Raw genomic sequence first — 21,748 nt, forward strand, 5'->3', positions numbered from 1 at the left:
CCCCTAGTTATTCAACAGAGTGTTTTTATTATCACGGTAGCGCTCTTTGACTTTTTCCCAGTTGGATTTACCACCCTGGCCCGTCACTTCGTTTTTCCAAGCTTGCTGTTGACCGGCAACGCCTTTGCTTGGATCTTTCGCCCCACCTGGAAGATAGGCGCGATATTTATCTCCGCTGCCACCACCGAAGCTGCCGAAGCCACCGCCTCCGCCGCCACCACCGGTGCCGCCAAGAATATTTGCATCAAGACCTTTTGCTGCAGCTTCAGAAGGTTTGTCGCCGCTGGCACTGATACCACCGCCGCCACCTAAACCTGCGCCACCGCCTGAAGGTGCGCCGGGCATACCACCACTGTCACCGCCGCTACCGCTTGCTCCACCTGTTGGTGAATCAAGCCCTGGAATGCTTCCGCCGCCAAGACCGGCAACACTGCGGTCACCTGAGATATTTGATTTATCAGTCGAACCTGTTCCTACGCCACCAACGACAGAACTTTCACCTGGTTTTTCATAGTTGTTAGAACAGCCCGGAGTTCTAGGATTTGCCAAACAAATACACTCTGGCAAATTTGCATTGGCAGCGACTTTACATTTTTCTTCAGTGGATGCTGTTGTGGTTGGATTTGTGCTACCACTTGTATCTTCGTCACACTTCTGACCTTGCTTCATTGAATTTGCAAGAGACATAATACCCGCTCCTGCTGAAGCTAAAAGCTGAGCGTACTTGCCAGTGCAAAGACTGACTTTTCCAGAGATCGAGCGTTTGTCACCCTTCTCTTGCTCTTGTTTCACATATTGCATGATATTTTTTAGGTCATTATGATAAGAGGCTTTATACGACTCACATAATTGAGTTTGTCCAGGGTTAGGATTTGGCGCACACTGCGCACTTTTTTCTGCAGCCGCCGCATACTTTTGCATATCCTCTAAGCCTGAACGGGCTTTTACACACGAAACACCGCAACCCGCTTTCATCACACCACAAGCAGATGTATAAGCAGTTAAACCCGCTTTTGCGATATCCATGGCTTTAGCAAAACCACTACAAGCATCGTTAACTGCCATCCCACCTAAAGTTGAAAGCAGAATGTTAATATTAGATGCGGTAGATGCAAGATCAGGACTGTATTCTTCAAGGCATACGGTTGAAGCACGAGAGTGATTGTTTAAACAGGATTGTCTCCATCCCGTGTACTGCTCAAAACCCTTTTTAATTTGCTCATATTGATCATTAACGAGGCCGCCCTGCTTGTAACCCTGAATATTGGCATTCAGGTTCTCCATCATACTTTTCATCTGATTGCAGGTTTCTTTTTTTCCTTTACCTGCTAAGTCTTTATCCGGAGTTGAACCTGTAACACCACCTGAGGTGACCCCAGATCCAGCCGGTGCCGCATTTGCTTTATCATCATCGGTATCAGCGCAAGGGTCACCACCGCCGCCACCTGCACTTGCTTCTGTGGGAGGACTTTTCGGAGCACCATCATTGGCAAAAGAATGAGGAGTATAGAGACTCATCGAGCCCAATAATATATAGGTGATAAATAGACTTTTCATGAGATTCCCCTATGTCTCACTTTTCGGACAAAGGTCTACCGTTCTTGAGTATTTTCTTGGCGTATCAGAATGAGACGCTCTAGATAAATTTATTTAGAATTCGTCGTCTGGAGGAGGAGGATTCAACAGCGGGCCCGCGCCAGAAGCTTCTCCACCCAATTTCAAATCAGCAGAGCGAAGATAATCTGACGACACCATCTTAACGGCGTATCCCGTAGTTCCACCCATCACACAGTTTCCTGGAGTTGGAGGATTGGGAGCATTGTTATCAGCGCCTTTAGGAAGATCGGTGCATTTTCCAAACTTATTTGTATCTAACGAATAGTTGTTCAAGCCGACGGGAGCCCATGATGTGAGAAGATGCTTCCAGTCACTCAAAGTAAATGTAAACTGCTCTTTCACTAAGCCTTTCGTGTTTACGAGATCCCCTGGATCGTTGATAACTTGAAACTGATCTTTGACGCCAAATTTTTCGTAGTCGTAAGCGCCTTGTCGGTACCCTCTGCGATAGCCAAGGTCAGGACGCAGATCTTGATTGCTGGTGAATGCAGATCCTGGCCCTGCAAAGAACCCATTCTTTAAGCGAAGAAAATAGTTGTGATAAAAATCGGGCTCGATCGAATAGTAAGCCGTATCGAAAGTATCAGGCAGAATCGCCGCCATCTCTAAGATCCGCATTGGTGACGGGCGATTTGCCGCTCTATCAAATGCCATGACATCGCCGGAGCCGCCTCGATTGATAAAATCAAAGGGGAGGTCATCCCAGTGTGCAAAGTTCGGAGCGTCTACTCCTTCGTAAGGTGAGTTACCACTGGAATCATCACTTGGCGCCGTACCGTTTCTCCATCCCGAATCCAATTCGTAGATAGCTTTACCGTAGTAGCCAAGCATCTTATAAGTTTTGAGACCAAATTTATCACCAATAAAACGACTGTAGTTCGCAGCTCGATTTTCGGTGCCTTCGGCACTTTCACTGATAGTTGAAAGTGCGGAGGTGTCCGTCACACGAGGAGCCATGTTTGGATCAGTTTTGTCATTGGGATTACCTTCAGACCAACGTGAGCCCCGATTCCAATTTTTATAATACCACGGACCAACTCGCCCACCGAAAGGTTTATAGAAAGCGCGCGCTTTAAGCGTAATCGCACCTAGTGGAGAAAAAGGAATCTTGGGTTGTGTGGTTGCAGACACCCCAGTGTAAGCCATACACCAAGGATTTTTTTCCACACCAATAGAAAAGTTGAAATTATCATTCAAGTCAGTTCGGTAGCCAATCCACTGGGCCATCTTATCGATGGAGGAACTCATTTCAGTTTCACTTTTGTGATGTGGGAAACTATACGGGTTATTAGAGTGCTCTTTCGCTATAATGTTAATCGCATTATTATTCCCACACTGTGTATCAATATAGCGAAAGCCAGGGTAAATGCGAATAGGCGTGAGCCATTTCGCTGGAGCACCGTCTGCCAAGCCCTCAGCATTACAATCGCCAGTTCCTAAAGAATTGAACATGTCCATACGAACAGTAGAACGATTCGCCGCCGTTAGATTATTGGCTAAGGTTTTTTCAACTCCGGTCTTCACACTTTGACCGTCAATGTCGTAGAAATCTGACTTCGTACCACTCGTGGCTCTGGAAAGATGTTTGATGGCTTCCATGCGGTTATTTTGATCCAGGTTGTAGCCAACCACGAATTTTGCGAGCATCAAATAGTTGTACGAGCCGAAATACTTACAACGCTCGATCGCATTTCTTTTTAGAACGTCACTGGCCCTGTCGATTTGCCTTGAAAACGCCTGGTGAAACGCAATGACTCCAGGGGCGTCCCAAAGTCTTGTGGCTCTTCCCGTGGCCATATTACGACATGTATTCTCTCCAGGCGGCATCGGTTTAAAAGGAATATAGGTAATGCAAAAAGCAGGAGCTATTTGATAATTTTGAGCAATAGAGTTCGTCGTATTAACAATATCATCAAGCATTCCGGATTTTAGCTGTCGGGTTGTTTTATCGTAAGGGTGATAATTCCACTCCCCCGCACTTCCCAACATACGATAGCGCCAAGCCAAAAGTTTCCAGCTTTGACGAATTTGATAATTCATGTGCGCGATCGCATTCATATTCTCTGCTTGTCTCGAGGCCGCGTAGTAAGCCGCTAAATCCACAGAGTTTTGCAGATTGATTTTGTGATGAACTAAAAGACCCACGTTGATGACCATTGCGAAAAACAAAAACAGAATTTGAAAGATCAACGCGACGAAAAGTGCGACCTGACCTTTACGGTTTTTTAGATTCTGATTAAAAGTGCTTCGTCTGTTCAACATTGTGTTTAAACATTGTCTCTTAGTCGGCGTCTCGAAGCAATAACTCGACCTCTAAAACTTTGACTTGTTCTATAGTGAGATGACAGACTTTTGGACATAGTTCTATGGAGGGAACTCGACGATGGTCCGATCCATTCTCCTTGCTGTTGCCGTGTCCATGTTGTCTTTGTCGGCACGAGCAGAAATTCTGTTTGAAGGTTACTCGAAAATTCTTTCGAACGATCAGCATATTGGATATGTGATCAGCCGTTATGAGTTCGACGCTAAAAAGAAGCACTTCATATCCACTTATTTCTTAAAAACAGGCAAAGGCCCGACGGAAGTGACTGAAAGTTTGAAGGCCGTAGCGGATTCGGAACTGGCACCTGTTTCTTACGAGTACACAAATCTTGCTGGCAAAGAAAGCAAGACTATTGATGCCAAATTTAAAAACGGCACAATGAGCGGCGTGATTCTTTCAGGAGGAAAAACTCAAAGAATTGAGAAAAAGATCCCTAAAGGAACTTTTCTTTCCACGTTCCTGGTTTATCTGATGTTAAAAAGTAAAGAAGGGCTTCGCTCTGAAACAAACTACGAATATCAGGCGATTGCGGAAGAAGATGGTGCCATCACGAAAGGACAAGCCTTAGTTGGCAAAGAAGAAACTTTCAACGGGTTTAAGGTCTTTAAGATTCTTAATACGTTTAAAGACATGAAGTTTCTAAGCTACGTCAACGACCGTGGCGAAGTTCTAGGAACGAACGCCATGGGACAAGGGATCACTACTGAATTAGTCGCCAGTCCTTCGGAGGCTACCGCAAATCTTCCTTACAGCGCGACATTACTAAAAACTTTGTTTGGCAATGTACCTATAGGTCAAGCTAATGTAGTTTATAGATCCTTGAAGCTCAAGGAAGCCGAAGCAAATGCGCCGGCTCCTTCCAAACAAATGGGTGTTCCTCAGGGACAAGGAATTATTATTAAGGCTCAGCCCGAGAAAGCGGAAAATAAAGGAAACTAGTTCATGAGCAGCATCAGTCATATCATTGGTCAGCACTTTTTTATTGGAATCTCCGGACATGCTCTGACTGCAGAAGAAAAAAAGTTTATCGTAGAGAACAATATCGGCGGTGTCTGTCTATTCGGCCGAAATGTGGCCGAACCCAAACAAGTTCGCGAACTCTGTGCTGAAATTCAATCTCTTCGCCACCAACAAACTGAAAAAGCACCGCTATTCATCGGTATTGATATGGAAGGTGGGCGAGTTCATCGTCTTAAGTCTCCTTTCACAGTTTGGCCTCCCCTTCGTAAACTAGGTGATCTTGATGCGCCTACCGTATCTTTTCATTTCGCAAACCGCATGGGTCAAGAAATGAAGGCTGTCGGTATTAATTTAGATTTTGCCCCTTGCGTAGACATCTTTACGAACCAAGCAAACACTGTCATCGGAGACCGCTCGATCGGAAGTGATCCTGAATTGGTCGCAAAACATGCTTCCGCCTTGGTGCGGGGTTATATCAAATCTGAAATCATCACTTGCGCAAAACACTTTCCTGGTCACGGCAACACGATTGTGGATAGTCATGAAGATCTTCCCGTTGAAAACTTGGATCTTGAAAGACTTGAAGCTTGTGAACTTATTCCTTTCAGAAAAAGTTTTAAAGCTCGCGTAGATATGGTGATGACTTCACATATTAAGTTCCCAAAAATTGATCCTGATTGGCCGGTGACGTTGTCTGAAACTTTTATTCAAAAAATCATTCGTGATGAATGCCGCTACAAAGGATTGATCGTCACTGATGACTTAGGAATGAAGGCGATGACGAAGCACTATGGAATTACAGAGGTTCCAGTGCGCGCGCTCAAAGCCGGTGTCGACTTACTTCTTTACTGTAACGATCCTGAAGTTCCTCCACAAGCCTACGAAGCAGTATTGGAGGCAACAGCTCAGGGTTCTTTATCCAAAGAACGTCTTGAAGACAGCTATCGCCGCATCATGGATTTGAAAAAAACAAAAATTCCTAATCCCGAGCCTTTGCCACTTAACGAAGTGGTGAATATCGTAGGACACCCAGACCATCTAAAAATTGCGAAAGCCATTGCAAATGGTCAAGTTCCCGACGGACTTCTTCCCGAATAGTTATCGCTGCCAAAACACAGGCGTCCTTTCATAGGACGTTTTCTTTCGCGGTGTTACGCTTAATAAATGGATCTTATTCGCGTAACACCCGAGGGACTTTATTGTGATTTAGGCGAGTTCTATATAGACCCGTGGCGCCCTGTTCGCCATGCGCTGATTACGCACGCACATTCCGATCATGCCCGCTGGGGATCCAAAATCTATTATGCTCCCGAACGAGGTTTGGCATTGCTCAAATCAAGATTGGGCGAAGGCCTGCACGTCGAAGGTAAGAAGTGGGGAGAAAAATTTCGGATGGGTTCTGTTTGGGTGAGTTTCCATCCTGCGGGACACATTCTGGGCTCGTCTCAAGTGCGTATAGAATACAAAGATCAGGTTTGGGTCGCATCAGGTGATTACAAAAGAACGCCGGATCCATCTTGCGACGCTTTTGAGGTTCAACAATGTGACACTTTTATTTCTGAAGCAACATTTGCCTTGCCGGTTTATAAATGGGATCAAGGCGAGGTCACAGCAAAAAAAATCTTCGATTGGTGGCAATCGGATCTGGATAGACCGACCTTAATTTTCTGCTATGCCTTAGGAAAAGCGCAAAGAATTCTGGCAGAACTTAAAAGATTCACCGATCAACCCGTTTATCTTCATGGAGCGGTGGAAGGCCTTACACAAATCTATCGCGATGCAGGGATTGAAATGCTTCCGACCGTGTCCGTTATGTCCAAGGAAAAAGGATATAACTTTAAGGGTGATCTTATCATTGCTCCCCCTTCAGCACACCGTTCTCCATGGATGAAAAGATTTAAAGAGCCACAAACAGCTTTTCTATCCGGATGGATGCAAGTTCGGGGAACGCGCAGAAGGAAGGGTTATGAAAAGGGTTTTGCACTTTCTGATCACGCGGATTGGAACGAGCTCAATCAGACCATCCAAGAAACAGGAGCCTCAGATATTTTTTTGACTCATGGAAGAACCGACGTCCTTGCCCGCTTCCTAGAAGAGCAAGGCAAAAGTGTTCGCTTCTTTGAGACACAGTTCACCGCCGAAGAGGAGGCTTCATGAGAGCCTTCGCACAACTTTACGATGAATTGGATTCCACGACATCGACTAATGAAAAAGTCTCTGCTCTTAAAAAGTACTTCGAAAGAGCCAAAGCAGACGATGCAATGTGGGCAATTTTAGTTCTTACCGGAAAAATATCGAAACGCATTCTTACATCGCGGGATTTAAGAAAATTATTTTTAGAGGCCACGAAGTATCCAGAATGGCTGTACGATGAAAGTTATCATCACGTGGGTGATACCGCAGAAACATTGAGTTTGCTTGCGCACTCACTCAACCTCTGCCGAGAAGAATCTTCTTCCAAACAGAAATCACTCACGAAGTGGCTTGAAAAGGAAATTCCCAATTTAGCCTCACTGAAAGACGATCCCGCACAAACCGAAAAGCTTCTGGAATGGTGGAAAGACCTGACTTACCAAGAGGTCTTTATTCTCAATAAACTTATAACAGGCGCCTTCCGGGTGGGAGTGAGTGATAAACTCGTGATTAGGTCCATCGCGGAAGTATACTCTCTTCCCACTGATCAAGTGGCGCACCGACTGACCGGAGATATTAAACCCGGTAAAGAAACTTTTGAGCAGCTAATCTCTGCAGAACCAACAGAGCTCAACTTTTCTCAGCCTTATCCATTTTGCCTAGCCCATGCTTGGAGCGATCGCAGCGAAAGCTCCTTCAACTCGGAGGACTGGTGTTTAGAATGGAAATATGACGGGATTCGAGCTCAAGTCATTCGCCGCGAAGACAAGCTCTGGATCTGGTCGCGGGGTGAAGAGCAAATTACTCACACTTTTCCCGAAGTCGCTTCGGAATTACAAAAGCTTGAACCGGGAACCGTCTTAGATGGAGAGATCCTAGTTTTTGCAGAAGGTCGCATTAGACCCTTTCAAGACCTACAAAAAAGATTGGGACGAAAGAAGGTGAGCGCCGCTCTTCTGAAAGAAAAACCGGCGGGCTATATTGTCTATGACTGTCTTGAATATGAAGGTGTCGATCTTAGAAATCGTTCCTTACGTGAAAGAAAAGAGTTTATTAAAAAGGCCTTAGCGAAAATTAAGCATCCGAATATTCGCATTTCCTCAATTCTGCACGCAGAAAACGTTGCAGCATTAGATCAGTTGCGCGCTAATGCGAGAGAAAATGATGCCGAAGGATTGATGATTAAGCACTGGAATGGCGCCTACACGGTCGGACGAAAAACGGGTAACTGGTGGAAGTACAAAGTGGAGCCATTAACTTTAGATGCCGTGTTGCTTTATGCCCAGGCCGGCACAGGCCGCAGATCCAATCTTTACACGGACTATACTTTCGCACTCTGGAATGAACAACACGAGCTTACACCGTTTGCAAAAGCCTATTCTGGATTAGACCAGACTGAGATTGATGAGCTTGATAATTGGATTCGCCGTAACACCGTTGAAAAATTCGGACCTGTTAGATCGGTTCAGCCATTTCATGTTTTTGAAATCGCTTTCGAAGGTATATCAGAATCCACAAGACACAAATCGGGACTGGCGGTGCGCTTCCCCCGGATCTTGAGATGGCGTAAAGATAAGAAGCCCGATGACGCCGACACTTTAAAAACAGCGCGAGAACTTTTAGACGCCGCAGGGAAATCATGAAGGAGTTAAAGCCCATCCATGATTTTTTCAAGAACCGCAAATGGAAGCCTTTTCCGTTTCAGGTTCAAGCTTGGGAAGCCTTCCTAAGAGGCGAATCGGGCCTGTTACACATTCCCACTGGTTCCGGAAAAACTTATGCCGCCACTATGGGCCCTTTTGCAAAGTTTCTGAATAAACCGCGCAAAGGCTTAAAGGCTCTCTACATCACTCCCCTTCGCGCCCTCACGCGCGATTTGGAGCTTGCTCTGTTAGAACCCATTCAACAGGAAAAATGGCCGCTTAAAATCGCTTCCCGAACCGGAGATACGGCTTTGTCGGCAAAGAAAAAGCAATTAAAGGAACCCGCCGACTTAATGCTGACGACCCCAGAATCCTTAGCCGTACTCACTTCACAGTTAGATGCCGAAGACATTCTAAAAAACATTGAAGTCGTTATTCTCGATGAGTGGCATGAGTTGATGTCCAGTAAACGAGGCAGTCTTATTGAGCTGTCTCTTTCTTATCTAAGAAGTCTCAACCCCGAGGTTCAAACCTGGGCGATGTCGGCTTCGATCTCAAACCTTAATGAAGCCGCTCAAGTTGCCGTCGGTCGCGCGCAAGAGCCGGTGATAATTTCGGGAGGCTCGGACCGAAATTTGGATTTGGATACGCTTCTTCCGAAAAAAATCGACCGCTTTCCCTGGGCCGGACACTTAGGTTTAAGCCTGAAAGAATCTCTTTTAGAAGAACTTGATCCCGATGTCTCGACTTTGATTTTCACGAACACGCGTTCACAAGCAGAAAAATGGTTCGAAACAATTCTTTCGATGAAACCCGAGATGGAACCCCTCATGGCTTTGCATCACAGCTCTTTAGAAAGAGAAGAGCGCGAGGCCGTGGAAGAGGGAATCAAAGAAGGTCTTCTTAAATGGGTGATCTGCACTTCTTCATTGGATTTAGGTGTCGACTTTCAACCTGTCGAACGTGTTGTACAAATCGGAAGTCCAAAGATGGTCGCGCGCATGATTCAAAGGGCAGGTCGTTCCGCCCATCGCCCGGGTGGTAAAAGCCGGTTGCTATTTGTACCTACAAACTCTTGGGAAATTTTAGAGTTAGAAGCCGTAAAGAAAGCCTTAAAAGACAAGCGCATCGAACCCCGACGACCCTTAAAGAAACCCATCGACGTGCTATTGCAGCACATGATGACGTTGGCCTGCGGACCGGGACTGCGCTTAGATGAACTGTGGCTGTCACTGAAAGAGACCTATTCTTTTTCAGACATCACACCCGAAGAACTGAACTGGTGCCGCCAGTTTTTAACTAAAGGCGGGGAAACACTGCAGTCCTACCCGCAATTTCACAAACTCACGTATGACGAAGAGACCGGTAAATATCGACCTGCAAATTCTCGTGTCGCCAGCCACCATCGGATGAGTATTGGCACTATTGTCTCTAGAGAATCCGTTCACGTGTCTTATACGAACAGATCCCGTATTGGCTCCGTCGAAGAAAATTTTATTTCTAAGCTCAAAAAAGGCGACGTTTTTCAATTCGCCGGCAAGAAACTCGAGTTCGTTTTACTCAAAGACATGACGGCTTACGTAAAGGCCAGCAAAGCCACTACAAATGTGATTCCTTCGTGGGACGGCGGCCGCTTTCCTATTTCAGAAACACTAGGGCAAGCTCTTCGTGAAGTTCTCACCATGAAGCATCCAGGACTTGATAAGCTCCTTCGGCCTTTATTAGGAACTCAAAAAGAGCTGTCTATACTTCCCGACGAAAATACTTTTCTGATAGAGAATTGGCATTCTAAAGAAGGAGAACATCTTTTCGTCTATCCTTTCGAGGGAAAATCCGTGCACGAAGGACTGGCGCAACTTTGGGGATATAGATTCGCTCAAAGAAAACCCACGACCTTTTCTTTTTCAGTGAACGACTATGGATTCGAGATCGTCGGCCCCGTTAATTACGGATTTCAAGACTTATTCGACGATGATTTCTACAGCGAAGATCAACTGATTGAAGAAATAGGTCAGTCTTTGCAGATTGGACAACTTTCACAGCGCCAATTCCGCGAAATCGCTCAGATTGCGGGGCTGGTTTTCACCGGATTTCCCGGATCTCCAAAGACTGGAAGACAATTGCAGATAAGCTCCTCACTCCTATATGACGTGTTTAAAAAGCATGAACCCAACAATTTACTAATAAAGCAAAGTCTGGACGAGGTGCTTTCGAATTCTTTAGAAAGCAGTCGAATCAAAAAAACTTTGCGCCGATTGCAAACCATGAAGACAGAATGGGTGCGTTTAGACTCACCTTCACCTTTGGCCTTTCCTCTTATTGTTGAAAATCTGGCCATCGGTAAATTGTCTAATGAAAGTCTTGAATCGAAAATCGCCCGACTAAAAAAATCCTGGGAAAAGAAAAATGAAGATTCAACTCGCGAGCGAAGAAATTGAACTTCTTCCAGAAAAAGCTTTTCATTGGCATAAAGAAAGATTGTTAGGTCTTTCAGATATCCATATTGGGAAAGCGGAAAGCTATCAACATGCCGGAGTTCCATTGCCATCGGGAGCCCACCGCGAAGATTTAGACAAAATGAGCTTTCTGATTGAAAGGCATCATATTGAAAAAGTCGTCATCCTCGGTGATTGGATTCACACTCAACACAGCATCAGCGAACTCGTCTTCCGCGATCTGCACAGGTTTTTCCACAGGCACAGCAACGTTCATTGGACTCTGCTTCTGGGGAACCACGAAAGAAACGCCTTCGAGCTATTACAGGATTTCCCGTTCCACATGGTCAGCCAAGATTTGGAATATCCGCCGTTTCTTTTCACCCACGGACACAAGTATCGCAGCTCGCCTTTCTTTCAGATTCAAGGGCATACTCATCCGTTAGTCTCTATTCACGAAGGACCTTTAAGAATGAAACTTCCGTGTTTTCATCTCGAAAAAGATTGTCTGACGCTTCCAGCGTTTGGAAGTCTTACGGGCGGTTATGTCATTCGTCCTAAAAGAACAGATCAAGTTTTTGCCGTCGCTGAAAATGAAATTTTTGAAGTACGGACCAGACCTTAGAAAGAATCCGCATTGCTTGTCGGTAAGATTCTTCATCATCCGATCTCTCACTTTTTTAAAGGAGTATTCTCGAGAGATGAGGGGGTGTTTCATGAAACTCAAAGATTTCAAACCAAAACCAATCGAACAACAAACTATCGTCATTACTGGTGCAACCAGCGGTATCGGGCTTGCTACTGCAGAAATGGCAGCAAAGCGTGGTGCTCGCGTCGCACTATCATCGCGCAACACAGATGACTTAGAAAAGATCTGCCGACGCTTGCAAGAGCAGGGCTACAATGTGATCGGTGTTAAAGCTGACGTCAGAAAAATAGAAGAGCTTGAAGAGCTTTGCGAGCAGACTAAGATGGCATTTGGCTCTATCGACACCTGGATTAACAATGCCGGCGGTTCCATTTATGGTCCGATCTTAGAGATACCCGAACGAGAAGAGCGTGAGCTTTTTGAGATGAACTTTTGGGGGGTCCGTCACGGATGCCATGTGGCAGTGGAAGCACTCAAAGAAAAAGGCGGAGTTCTTATCAATATCGGGAGCGAGGTGTCTGCCAGAGCCATTCCTCTGCAGGGAATGTATTCCGCCAGCAAACACGCTGTAAAGGCTTACACTGATGCACTTCGCATGGAACTTGAGCATGAAGAATTACCGATACATGTTTGCTTGGTGAGACCTACAGCGATAGACACACCCTTCCCTGATCATGCAATCAATCACTTAAAATCCGGCGAACCTTCACTCCCTGATCCTGTCTATCACCCTGACTATGCGGCGGAAGCCATTCTAAAATGTTGCGAAAAACCAGAAAGAGACGCCTGGGTAGGAGCTCCTTCTAAGATGAGAGCTATCATGGAGTTTCTGGCCCCAGAAATGGCGGACAAGATGATGGAAAAATCCGCGTTTGAAGATCAATCTCAAGGTACCAGCGTCCCTCATCGAGTTGAGAACGAAGGTCTTTTCGCTGCTCCTGTCCAAGAAGGCGAAATCCAAGGCCATCATAAAAAGAAAATCAAAGCGAAGGATGAAATGAAGAAACCACACGTCTCGGATCCTCGTCCTTCTCATCACTAACTAGGATGTCAGGCTCTCTTTGCCGAGGGCCTGACAATCGCCCGTACAGCCCTGAAAAATATTCCTGATCTTTCTGTCCCAGGTGGCCCTGGATAGTTCTGGGGTGGCCTAGGAATTGATAGTGCACTCCTTGATAGGACAGGAGTTTTTATGGGTTTTAACTTTGATAATGATAAGTCAAATAAAGCTGATGATCAGCTAAGTCTTTTTGACTTTCAAATGCCGAAGGCCGATTTCACAAACGAAACTCCGAAACAATCTCGTAGTGAAAACACCGCTGTTGATTTCGATATGTGGATGATGGCGCACAAAGAACCTGAGGTTAGCAAGACACCAAAGTTCGTGACTTTATCTGCCGCTGTTCACGCCGCCGCGATCTTAGCTATCGCCGTGATGACAGTGCCACTGGTTGAGACTGCAAAAACAGAGACGATCACGATTGAAATTGAAGACGTTCCCGCTCCTATTATGAAAGCTCCTCGTGGAGCTCGCGTTCCTCCAACTCAAGGCGGAACTCCCGTGGATCAAAGCACTCCCCTCGTGGAGAAAATGGAAGAGGCTGGCAGCCCCGGTGATATCGTCGTTGCAAAACCTTCAGCGCCGACGAAAACGAAAGCAAAAGCCGCTGCTAAATCTGTTGCCAAGGCTTTACCTGCGAAAGCTCCCAAAGCTTCATCACAGGCGGTGGCAGGAAAAGCCGCACGCAGTATCGCCCCTAAGACGACATTCAAAGCCGTTCCAATGACAATTGATGATATTGAAGCTCCTGAATTAGATCAGGGAGAACTTTCGAAAGCCGCTGTGGCTTCAAACTTAAACGAAGACTTCAACGACGATTTTGAAAACATCGATCGTTCGCAAAGATCCGCTATTGAAGGTGAAAAGCGCTCTATGGAGGCTATGGCAGCGGCCCTCGCCGCTGAACAAGATGAAGATCTAAATGCTTTAGCGGATGCAAACCAAGAAGAAGCCGATCGCTTGGCAGCGGCTCAGAGTTCTTTGCGTGAACGAAACGCTAAGTCTATCGCTTCAGCACTTGCCGCAGAAAGAGCGGCCGCCGCAGCTGCCTCAGCAAGACAGGCCGCGGCTCGCGAAGCAGCCGCTAAAAAAGGCGGCCTTGGCGGTAACGGCAATGGTCTTGGAATGAAAGATGGCGAAGGTGCCGGAAACTCTGGCTCAAAAGGGCCTGGGACCCAACTTTCAGGAATGCCCTCAGGCGTTCGCAGCCTTGATCAACTTCGTCAAATGCCAGGCAACCCAAGACCGCAATACGATCGTGAAGAACGTCGTCGCGGCGACCAAGGTGAAATTGCTTTCGTCGCTTATATCAATAAGCAAGGTTATGTGTCTCAATTCAAAATGTTGAAATCGACAGGATTCAGAAACCTGGATTCAAAAACCTTGGCGGCACTGAAAAAGTGGCGCTTTTATCCCGGCCAAGAAGGTTGGGTGGAGCTTCCATTCCGCTGGGACCTTAAAGGTGGAGTTCAGGAAGACGGTGGTCTGCTTCGTCGAAGCGTGAGCCGCAGATAAGATTTAATTCTTAGAACGAAAAAAGGGCCTTCAATGGGCCCTTTTTCTTTTCCGCAGTCGACAGAAAAACGAAAAGCCCTTTGGAGTTCCCGCAGGGCTTAAATCTAACTACTTGAAATAACTAAGCAACTAGTCTTTGAAAAGAGCTTTAGCTGATTTTGTCGTACCTTTAGTGCGAACAGAAGCTTTACGCTTTTTGCCGCTTGTCGTTTTTTTCTTTTCGCGAATGTACTCAGTACGTTTTGTTTTAGAAGCCATGGTATCTCCTGCGTTTTTAACGGAACGAGTTAATTATCAAAACGGAATCTCCAAGTCAACCGAATGGCGATAATCTCCCGAGAATTTCTGATTTCCTTGATAAGCATAGCTTAAAGCGAATCTAGGGCCTTTAAAGCCAAATCCGGCCGTTAAAAGCTCTCGTTCATCGTCGGTATCGTTGGAATAACCGATGCGGGTAATTAGAAAGCGGTTCACGTAAGTCTCAAGGCCGGCGCCGAAAACAGACTCTGAGGTCGCATCCACGCGGAACCTCATGGCTTCTTTATAGATATAGTTAAAGCCTCCACCCACCGAAGTTTTTTGGCGGATATTTTCTGGAGCGTCTTTGTTTTCACCAAACACATTGTAAACGACCAAACCCCAACCAATATAAGACTTCGGAGTGTACATGATACCGATGTCGGCGTTGGGTTGACGGTATGATGAGTCCGGAAGTTTTTGTTCGATGTAATGGCCAGTAATTCCAAAAGCCCATTTGTCGACGATGAATTCCGCCAGCGACAACATGATATCACTTTGTTTCAGTTCTCCTTGTGCAACGTCAGTCGTTCTTTGCACGTAACCTAAAGTTGCTGGGAACATGCTCTCTTCAGTATTGTCACTTAACGTGATTGCAAATTCGTCTTCGGCACCCGAAGCAAAGAAGTAATGTCCTCTAAGATGCACTTGGGATGCGGGATTCAAGAAGGTGGAGTCGCCTGCTTCTACCGTCGCACGTCCAGTTCCTCCCGTTGCTGCAGAAATTGATGAATTATAAACTTGGGCTGCGGCCAGGTTCGCGATAAGCTGGACAAGCAAGAAAACAGAAAGTTTTTTTAAGCTCAAAGGATGGGGCAACATGATTTTTCACCTCGCAAGCATCGTGAGTGCGTTCGTTTTAGCATTCACATCCTATCAATCGGTCCAGGCTGCCGCCAACACATTTACTGCAAAACCTGTTCGTCTTGGCGACAACTTACTTTCAATTCTTCGTCAAAATGGATTTTCTGAAAAAGAGCGCGAGCAAGTTCTTGCTTCACACAAAGGACTACGCCACCTCTTTCTGACTTTAGATACGAAATACTTAGTGCGCCGTACAGCGGGGGAAACAGAACTGCGCATGTTTGATTCCCAGACGTCGGAGGCCTTTCGTATTCTAAAATCCGGCAAGAAGGTGACGGCCCTCCCCTACAATCCAGAATATAAAACTTCTTTAATTCGTATTGATGGTCGGGTCTACGGCTCGCTGTTGGGAAGTATTCTTGCGAAAATCAATTCCAATTGGGTCGCAACGCGCTTTATGGATGCCTATGTTTTCGATATGGAAAGTTCGCGTGACGTCGCTCGCGGTGCGCGCTTTTGGTTCACGGTCGAAAAGAAGTTCGAAGCTGGACAGTTTGTAAAATACGGAGAAGTTCTGCAGACTTCGCTAGAGATTGACGGCTCTCCAGTTCAAAAAAGGTTTGTTCGTTATAAAGATGGAGGCGTGTTCTTTAATGCCCAGGATCTTTTGGAAGATCGCCCCTTTTATGCCCCCGTTGAGTACATTAAAGTCGCAAGCCGCTTTAAACCCAATCGCCTGCACCCAATCACAAAACGTCTGCAACCTCACTTAGGAATTGATTTTGAACTTCCGGTAGGTGAACCAATCTTTGCGCCACGCAAAGGTATCGTGGTTCGCTATGGTCACAATCGCGCAGCAGGAAATTTTATTATTCTTCTGCACTCGAATGGCATGGAGACAGCTTACAATCATCTTCACCGCATTGATAAACGCATTCGTCGTGGTTTGTCTGTGAAAGCAGGAGAGCGCATTGGTGAGGTCGGTTGCACGGGATATTGCACTCGTGCGCATTTGCATTTCGCGGTAAAGAAAAAGGGTCGAATGGTCGACCCTGTGAAATACATTAAACCTTTTCCGCCCCAAATGGAGCAGTTGTTAGAAGCACGCGTTGCTAGCAACTAGTCGCGCGTACACACAGTTACGTAGTGCATGCACTTACTGCTGGGAATAGCACCACTGTAAGTGCCGTTTGTTCTGAAGCACTCTTTTGTCGTATCGTACTCAACTTCCGCAAAACCTTTAGCCGCCATGTTTTCTTCTTTATAGCAAGACGTGGCTCCCTTAGGAACTACACAACGGTAAGAGACATTCACATCCCATTGATCCGCGCGAAGATGACGGCGCATAACCGCTAGTTCTTGACGAATTGAACTGTTGGATAGGTCTGCAAATGTATGCTCTGGGCAATAAGAAGCACGGTCTTCCTTGCGAACCACGCGATAGGCACGGTTGCAATTCCAGTTTTTAGCGCCAACACCGGAACCTGAAAGATCTGTTTCCAAAACCGAAGCTAGTACGCGGTTGGGATTTCCCGAATGAACACCCGCAGCTGAAGAGCCTGGCACGAATGCCAATGAATAACCCTTACCGTAAGCCGATTTTACTGGATAAGCATCTGTCGCTGCACGCACTTTATAAATTTCAGCATTATCAGCCATGTAAGTTAAAGCCAACACGCCCGAAGACATGAAGATATTGCGATACTCCTCTGCCAATTCCTCACTCGTGTTGAAATTTAAAGACGCTTCGATGACACGAGATTCTGGAGAGAATGGGAAGTAATTCGCCGTCACACCCTTCGTGCCATAAGCATCCATCACTAAACTGTCAGTTAAGTTTCCCACTAGAGGAACGATGTCAGTCCACAAAACAACGTTGTTCGTGGCTGTGTAAACATCCGTCAGACTGTTTTTCACACGGATTGCCATATTCGCTACAGCACCGTTATTCGCCGGAGAATCGGCCAAGTATTCTTTGTATTGATTTTCAGTTAAAGTCGGTTCTGGATAAACTGGTTTGAAGTTTTGATCAGCGTAAGTAAAGAACTCATCTTTAATTTTAATACCGCCGGAAGTAAACGCACCGACCTTGAGGGAAGAAAAAGCCGTATTATTGCGTAAACTCGTATCAGCACAGGAGTTATAGGTGATTGTGTCGATCGTCGATTCGAAAGCAAAAGGAATTGCCTGAACCTTCGCCGCTGTGGATTCACCATACTTCGCAGCCAAAGCTGCATCTGACATTCCAGAATCCAGAGTGCTATCTAGATCTGCATCAAAGCCCGCTTTACCGCAGTTTTGAAACGACACTACGAGCACAAACGAGGCAAGAATGCCACCTGCTGCACGCCACGCCGTTTTATTAAAACGTACTTTCATGGATTGCTCCCCCAAATACAAGGCTATCACACAACTTTTCGGCAGATTTACTAAAATTAACAAGGATTCTCACTCTGAAACGGACATTGTTTTAATGAAGCCGGGCCCCGTTAAGACTTGTCTTAAATTGAAACGTTTGAGATCAATGAAGCATGTCTAAAATTAAAAAAGCCATTATACCTGCTGCCGGACTTGGAACACGTTTTCTTCCCGCAACGAAAACAGTTCCCAAAGAGATGCTCACTATCGTAGACGCTCCTATTATTTTATATGTCGTCGAAGAGGCTGTGCAGGCAGGCATTGAAGACATCGTACTGATCGCGGGTCGCTACAAGTATGCGATCGAGGATTTCTTCGACACATCTTATGAACTTGAAGACAAACTTCACAAAGATGGTAAAGAAAAACTTCTTGAGCGTGTGATTAAAATCCGCGACAAGGCAAACATTATCAGCATTCGTCAAAAGCATGCGCTGGGTTTAGGTCACGCGGTTCACTGCGGCTTACCCATTATCGGCAAAGAACCTTTTGCCGTCTTACTGGGTGATGAAATCACAATGGGATTCCACGGACAGCCCAACGTAACATCACAGCTTGTAAAATCTTTTGAAGACACTGGCACATCGACGATCTCAGTCATGAAAGTTTCGGACAAAGATGTTTCTAAGTACGGCATCGCCGAAGTTGAAGATACGAATAAAGGTTATTTCCACGTCACTTCTTTGATGGAAAAACCCAAGCCAACGGAAACGAAAAGCCGCTGGGCTTTGCCGGGTCGCTATGTTTTTGATAATCACATCATGGATATTCTTCACAATGCGAAGCCTTCATTAAATGGCGAAATTCAGCTGACTGACAGCATGAAAGTTCTTTGCAATGACAAAGGCCTAAATGCCATGACATTCACAGCAGAACGCTACGACGCAGGTGATAAGCTGGGCTATCTTCAGGCAAATATTGAGCTTGCCTTACAAAACCCGGAGCTTGGGCCTGAGATGAAGCACTATATTTTGCAACTCGCGCAAAAATTGAATTAGGATCAAGACATGAAGAAGTTCATCCTTTTATTGTCCGTTGTAGTTTCAGCTCAAGCTTGGGCGTACATCCCCCCTACCCGCACTATTTTGCAAAAAACTGTGGAAAACGCGGGGTCAGGCATTTACGCCATCGAGCAAGAAGTTCAATTCTCAAATGGTGACGATACTTTGTCCGTTAAAGAAACCTGGCTGATTGATAGCGACCGTACGATGCGCCTGACGGTGACTGGTGGAAAAGACCTTCAGAACAACTTCCGACTTCAGTTCCTTTATAATGGCGGTCAAAAATGGAGCATGACAGGCAATAATCGCAAAAGCGAAAAAGCCCCGGATGATTTTCTTGAAAAGTATTTAAATTTCCGCAACGCCGAGATTTTCGCAAACACTTTGGCGCATTTCAAAATCATTCCGACAACGGCTTACAACAAAAAGGCCTTGCCTCGCACAGGTGCAGAGATCAAATACGAGCCCGAAACTTGGGTTCGCTACTCTCGCACCGGCGGTGTCGTGAACTATGCTTTGGGAATTCCTACTCCCGTAGAAAAAGAAATCAACTATCCAGGTTTGTGGATCGAGCAGGACCAGTTCGTGGTTCGTAAGCTGCGCCTACCTAGTCAGGTTGAGATGAGTGCGGATAACTATAATCAATTTGCAAAAAATCTATCTTATCCTCGTTCTCGCACCATCCGTTGGGGCAACAACACTGTAACAATTCGTTTGATCAGCGCTTCGGCTCGCCCACAAACGGCGGTCAGCCTTTTTCAACCTTCCTCATTAGATTCAAACCTGAAGTGGGACGGCATTAGCGGTCTTCCTGCAAAAGATGTCGTTACGGAGTTCTACACGAGGTTTAGATGAGTGATGTCCAACTGTGGAGAGTGGCCGTCGACGCTCCTCTCCCAGAGGCTTTGACGTACAGCTTTGCACATCCTTTAAAACGCGGCCAGCTAGTAAATGTTCCTCTTGGTCGCCGCAAAGTTAAAGGCCTTGTTCTAGGTCCGACGGATAAAGTTCCTGACTTTGAAATCAAAAGTATAGACTCGATTGACGAAGAGTACTCTCCCCTTCCTGAATCCTTCATGAAGTGGCTCGAGTGGCTTGCGCAGTACTATATCCATCCCATTGGACAAGTCGCGCAGTCTGCTTTTCCTCCGCTGAAGAAAACAGATAAACAGCGTCAATCAAAGCGACCGCCCGTTATTCCAAAGTTGGAAAGTGATACCAATTTAAACTTAACGGAAGAGCAAAGCGCTTGCTTCGAAAGCATTTCACAACATCATAATTTTTCCACGCACCTTTTATTCGGTGTAACAGGCTCGGGTAAAACGGAAGTCTACTTGCGCTTGCTTGAAAAAGTACTCAGCGAAGGAAAGCGCGGTCTTGTACTGGTACCCGAGATTTCGTTAACGCCACAATTGATTCAACGTTTTGCCCGACGCTTTGGCGATAAGATTGCCGCACTTCACTCTCAACTGACGGATCGTGAACGTACGAATCAATGGTGGGATATTGTTGAAGGCAGAAAATCCATTCTGATTGGCGCTCGGTCGGCCCTGTTCTGTCCGATTGAGGACTTGGGACTTATCATTGTTGACGAAGAGCATGAGCCCAGCTTTAAACAAGATGAAAAATTAAAATACAATGGCCGTGATGCTGCGGTGATGATGGGCAAAATGATGAATTGCCCGGTCGTACTCGGTTCCGCAACACCGAGTCTGGAGACTTGGAAAAACGCAGTGGATGGAAAATACCATCTGCACACTCTCCGTCATCGCGTTGCTAATCGTGCCCTCCCAGAAATCGAAGTCATTGATCTTCGTAAGCAAAAAGACGACAGCGAAGAACAGAAAAAAATCGTCGAAAAGTATTCGCACCTTCCCTTCTGGCTCAGCCCAAAACTTTATGACCGAATGCATGAAGTTTTAGATCGCGGCGATCAAGCTGCTCTTTTCCTCAATCGTCGGGGAATTGCGCAAATGGTGGTCTGCCCGGCTTGTGGTCACACACGGGAATGCCCCAACTGTGATATTTCACTGACATTGCATGCGCATTCTCATTTGATCTGTCACTATTGTGACTATCACGAAAATTTTAAAACCAAATGTCCTGACTGCAAAGAAGGACAACTGGAAGCTATCGGCCTGGGCACCGAACTTGTTGAGACGGATCTAGCTCGTCTATTCCCGGGCAAAACGATCGCTCGCGCGGACCGAGACGAAATTCAAAGCCGCGCGGACCTGGAAGATTTAGTTCAAAAAATGGAAAGTGGCGAGATCGACATTTTAGTCGGAACGCAAATGATTGCCAAAGGCTTAGACTTCCCAAAGCTGAAACTCGTGGGACTTGTCTTAGCTGATGTGGGATTTAATCTTCCCGATTTTCGTGCGACGGAAAGAAGTTTTCAGTTGATTACGCAAATGAGTGGTCGCGCTGGTCGCCACGTTCAGGAGGGCGAAGCTCCGGGAATGGTCATCATTCAAACATTCAATGCAGAACACGACAGCATCACTTTCGCCCGAAATCACGACTTTGAGGGCTTCGCCAAACATGAACTCGAAATTCGTGGCCAGCTTAGCTATCCACCTGTTGGACGTTTGGTGAGTTTCAGAATTCAAGGGACGCACTTAGGAAAAGTCGAAGACACAGCCGGACTTTTAGCGAGACGAGCGCATGCTTTGAAAGCTCAGTTTCCTCAGTACAACTCCATTGAGATTTTAGGCCCTGCAGAGGCTCCACTTTCGAAGTTAAGAGGACAATTCCGATTTCATCTCCTCATAAAGACGACTCAGGTTGCAGCTGCCAATCCCTTTTCAAGACAACTTCTGGGTGATCAAGAGTGGATTCCGTCGGGTATAAAAATTTTGATCGATATCGACCCAATGAGTTTGCTTTAATT

The 21,748-nt window shown here is 46.1% G+C and carries 17 protein-coding genes; 12 read left to right on the plus strand and 5 right to left on the minus strand.

The genetic code is table 11. The features are described from left to right. Window positions 1-3 precede the first annotated feature (3 nt). Entirely contained in the window at window positions 4-1,557 is a 1,554-nt protein-coding gene (locus tag AZI87_RS06335) for a hypothetical protein (protein WP_063205537.1), read from the minus strand. A gap of 93 nt (window positions 1,558-1,650) precedes the next feature. Next, on the minus strand, window positions 1,651-3,879 hold the full coding sequence (locus tag AZI87_RS06340; protein WP_063205538.1) for a Tad domain-containing protein: 2,229 nt from the start codon (window positions 3,877-3,879) through the stop codon (window positions 1,651-1,653). Between the two features lie 121 nt (window positions 3,880-4,000). Between AZI87_RS06340 and AZI87_RS06345 the strand changes: the two genes are divergently transcribed. The 8 genes from AZI87_RS06345 to AZI87_RS06380 all read left to right on the plus strand — a co-directional run bounded on the left by AZI87_RS06345 (window position 4,001) and on the right by AZI87_RS06380 (window position 14,335). Beyond that, entirely contained in the window at window positions 4,001-4,879 is an 879-nt protein-coding gene (locus tag AZI87_RS06345; RefSeq protein ID WP_063205539.1) for a hypothetical protein, read from the plus strand. A gap of 3 nt (window positions 4,880-4,882) precedes the next feature. Continuing rightward, window positions 4,883-5,998, plus strand: coding sequence for a beta-N-acetylhexosaminidase (gene nagZ / locus AZI87_RS06350; protein WP_063205540.1), 1,116 nt, complete (start codon window positions 4,883-4,885; stop codon window positions 5,996-5,998). 66 nt (window positions 5,999-6,064) lie between these two features. Continuing rightward, on the plus strand, window positions 6,065-7,057 hold the full coding sequence (locus AZI87_RS06355) for a ligase-associated DNA damage response exonuclease (protein WP_063205541.1): 993 nt from the start codon (window positions 6,065-6,067) through the stop codon (window positions 7,055-7,057). Continuing rightward, window positions 7,054-8,676, plus strand: a complete 1,623-nt coding sequence (locus tag AZI87_RS06360) for an ATP-dependent DNA ligase (RefSeq protein ID WP_063205542.1) — start codon at window positions 7,054-7,056, stop codon at window positions 8,674-8,676. Before AZI87_RS06355 ends, AZI87_RS06360 begins: the two co-directional genes overlap by 4 nt. Continuing rightward, window positions 8,673-11,114: a ligase-associated DNA damage response DEXH box helicase gene (locus tag AZI87_RS06365; RefSeq protein ID WP_063205543.1), complete on the plus strand. Its 2,442-nt coding sequence runs from the start codon at window positions 8,673-8,675 to the stop codon at window positions 11,112-11,114. Before AZI87_RS06360 ends, AZI87_RS06365 begins: the two co-directional genes overlap by 4 nt. Then, window positions 11,083-11,736 (plus strand): ligase-associated DNA damage response endonuclease PdeM, encoded by a 654-nt coding sequence (gene pdeM, locus AZI87_RS06370; RefSeq protein ID WP_063205544.1) that lies wholly within the window; start codon window positions 11,083-11,085, stop codon window positions 11,734-11,736. The genes AZI87_RS06365 and pdeM overlap by 32 nt, the downstream gene beginning before the upstream one ends. A 91-nt stretch (window positions 11,737-11,827) precedes the next feature. Then, window positions 11,828-12,802 (plus strand): SDR family oxidoreductase, encoded by a 975-nt coding sequence (locus AZI87_RS06375; RefSeq protein WP_063205545.1) that lies wholly within the window; start codon window positions 11,828-11,830, stop codon window positions 12,800-12,802. Between the two features lie 150 nt (window positions 12,803-12,952). Further along, window positions 12,953-14,335: an energy transducer TonB gene (locus AZI87_RS06380; RefSeq protein ID WP_063205546.1), complete on the plus strand. Its 1,383-nt coding sequence runs from the start codon at window positions 12,953-12,955 to the stop codon at window positions 14,333-14,335. Window positions 14,336-14,464: 129 nt separating this feature from the next. On the opposite strand, the gene AZI87_RS18345 is transcribed toward AZI87_RS06380, so the two are convergent. Then, window positions 14,465-14,593: a hypothetical protein gene (locus AZI87_RS18345; RefSeq protein WP_291516163.1), complete on the minus strand. Its 129-nt coding sequence runs from the start codon at window positions 14,591-14,593 to the stop codon at window positions 14,465-14,467. A gap of 36 nt (window positions 14,594-14,629) precedes the next feature. Continuing rightward, the gene (locus tag AZI87_RS06385; RefSeq protein ID WP_063205547.1) at window positions 14,630-15,454 is read right to left on the minus strand and encodes a hypothetical protein; all 825 of its coding nucleotides are present in this window, start codon (window positions 15,452-15,454) and stop codon (window positions 14,630-14,632) included. Between AZI87_RS06385 and AZI87_RS06390 the strand changes: the two genes are divergently transcribed. Then, a complete protein-coding gene (locus AZI87_RS06390; protein WP_063205548.1) occupies window positions 15,453-16,559 on the plus strand; it encodes a M23 family metallopeptidase in 1,107 nt (368 codons plus the stop codon). The two genes, AZI87_RS06385 and AZI87_RS06390, sit on opposite strands and share 2 nt — an antisense overlap. On the opposite strand, the gene AZI87_RS06395 is transcribed toward AZI87_RS06390, so the two are convergent. Then, window positions 16,556-17,815, minus strand: coding sequence for a hypothetical protein (locus tag AZI87_RS06395; RefSeq protein ID WP_253696517.1), 1,260 nt, complete (start codon window positions 17,813-17,815; stop codon window positions 16,556-16,558). The two genes, AZI87_RS06390 and AZI87_RS06395, sit on opposite strands and share 4 nt — an antisense overlap. A 152-nt stretch (window positions 17,816-17,967) precedes the next feature. On the opposite strand from AZI87_RS06395, the gene AZI87_RS06400 reads away from it, so the two are divergent. Genes AZI87_RS06400 through priA form a run of 3 tightly spaced genes read left to right on the plus strand, consistent with a single transcriptional unit; the run spans window position 17,968 to window position 21,746 of the window. Beyond that, complete coding sequence (locus AZI87_RS06400; protein ID WP_063205550.1) at window positions 17,968-18,852, plus strand: UTP--glucose-1-phosphate uridylyltransferase; 885 nt, start codon at window positions 17,968-17,970, stop codon at window positions 18,850-18,852. Between the two features lie 9 nt (window positions 18,853-18,861). Further along, entirely contained in the window at window positions 18,862-19,710 is an 849-nt protein-coding gene (locus AZI87_RS06405; RefSeq protein ID WP_063205552.1) for a hypothetical protein, read from the plus strand. Beyond that, on the plus strand, window positions 19,707-21,746 hold the full coding sequence (gene priA / locus AZI87_RS06410; protein ID WP_063205553.1) for a replication restart helicase PriA: 2,040 nt from the start codon (window positions 19,707-19,709) through the stop codon (window positions 21,744-21,746). Before AZI87_RS06405 ends, priA begins: the two co-directional genes overlap by 4 nt. The last annotated feature ends 2 nt before the right edge of the window (window positions 21,747-21,748 follow it).

The sequence above is a fragment of the Bdellovibrio bacteriovorus genome, from assembly GCF_001592745.1.
Classification (GTDB): Bacteria; Bdellovibrionota; Bdellovibrionia; order Bdellovibrionales; family Bdellovibrionaceae; genus Bdellovibrio; species Bdellovibrio bacteriovorus_B.

What these genes read in the sequence shown, in the direction of transcription:
- AZI87_RS06335 (WP_063205537.1), bottom strand. Translation starts at nt 1,557, where the DNA reads ATGAAAAGTCTATTTATCACCTATATATTATTGGGCTCGATGAGTCTC.
- AZI87_RS06340 (WP_063205538.1), bottom strand. Translation starts at nt 3,879, where the DNA reads ATGTTGAACAGACGAAGCACTTTTAATCAGAATCTAAAAAACCGTAAA.
- AZI87_RS06345 (WP_063205539.1), top strand. Translation starts at nt 4,001, where the DNA reads ATGGTCCGATCCATTCTCCTTGCTGTTGCCGTGTCCATGTTGTCTTTG.
- nagZ (WP_063205540.1), top strand. Translation starts at nt 4,883, where the DNA reads ATGAGCAGCATCAGTCATATCATTGGTCAGCACTTTTTTATTGGAATC.
- AZI87_RS06355 (WP_063205541.1), top strand. Translation starts at nt 6,065, where the DNA reads ATGGATCTTATTCGCGTAACACCCGAGGGACTTTATTGTGATTTAGGC.
- AZI87_RS06360 (WP_063205542.1), top strand. Translation starts at nt 7,054, where the DNA reads ATGAGAGCCTTCGCACAACTTTACGATGAATTGGATTCCACGACATCG.
- AZI87_RS06365 (WP_063205543.1), top strand. Translation starts at nt 8,673, where the DNA reads ATGAAGGAGTTAAAGCCCATCCATGATTTTTTCAAGAACCGCAAATGG.
- pdeM (WP_063205544.1), top strand. Translation starts at nt 11,083, where the DNA reads ATGAAGATTCAACTCGCGAGCGAAGAAATTGAACTTCTTCCAGAAAAA.
- AZI87_RS06375 (WP_063205545.1), top strand. Translation starts at nt 11,828, where the DNA reads ATGAAACTCAAAGATTTCAAACCAAAACCAATCGAACAACAAACTATC.
- AZI87_RS06380 (WP_063205546.1), top strand. Translation starts at nt 12,953, where the DNA reads ATGGGTTTTAACTTTGATAATGATAAGTCAAATAAAGCTGATGATCAG.
- AZI87_RS18345 (WP_291516163.1), bottom strand. Translation starts at nt 14,593, where the DNA reads ATGGCTTCTAAAACAAAACGTACTGAGTACATTCGCGAAAAGAAAAAA.
- AZI87_RS06390 (WP_063205548.1), top strand. Translation starts at nt 15,453, where the DNA reads ATGATTTTTCACCTCGCAAGCATCGTGAGTGCGTTCGTTTTAGCATTC.
- AZI87_RS06385 (WP_063205547.1), bottom strand. Translation starts at nt 15,454, where the DNA reads ATGTTGCCCCATCCTTTGAGCTTAAAAAAACTTTCTGTTTTCTTGCTT.
- AZI87_RS06395 (WP_253696517.1), bottom strand. Translation starts at nt 17,815, where the DNA reads ATGAAAGTACGTTTTAATAAAACGGCGTGGCGTGCAGCAGGTGGCATT.
- AZI87_RS06400 (WP_063205550.1), top strand. Translation starts at nt 17,968, where the DNA reads ATGTCTAAAATTAAAAAAGCCATTATACCTGCTGCCGGACTTGGAACA.
- AZI87_RS06405 (WP_063205552.1), top strand. Translation starts at nt 18,862, where the DNA reads ATGAAGAAGTTCATCCTTTTATTGTCCGTTGTAGTTTCAGCTCAAGCT.
- priA (WP_063205553.1), top strand. Translation starts at nt 19,707, where the DNA reads ATGAGTGATGTCCAACTGTGGAGAGTGGCCGTCGACGCTCCTCTCCCA.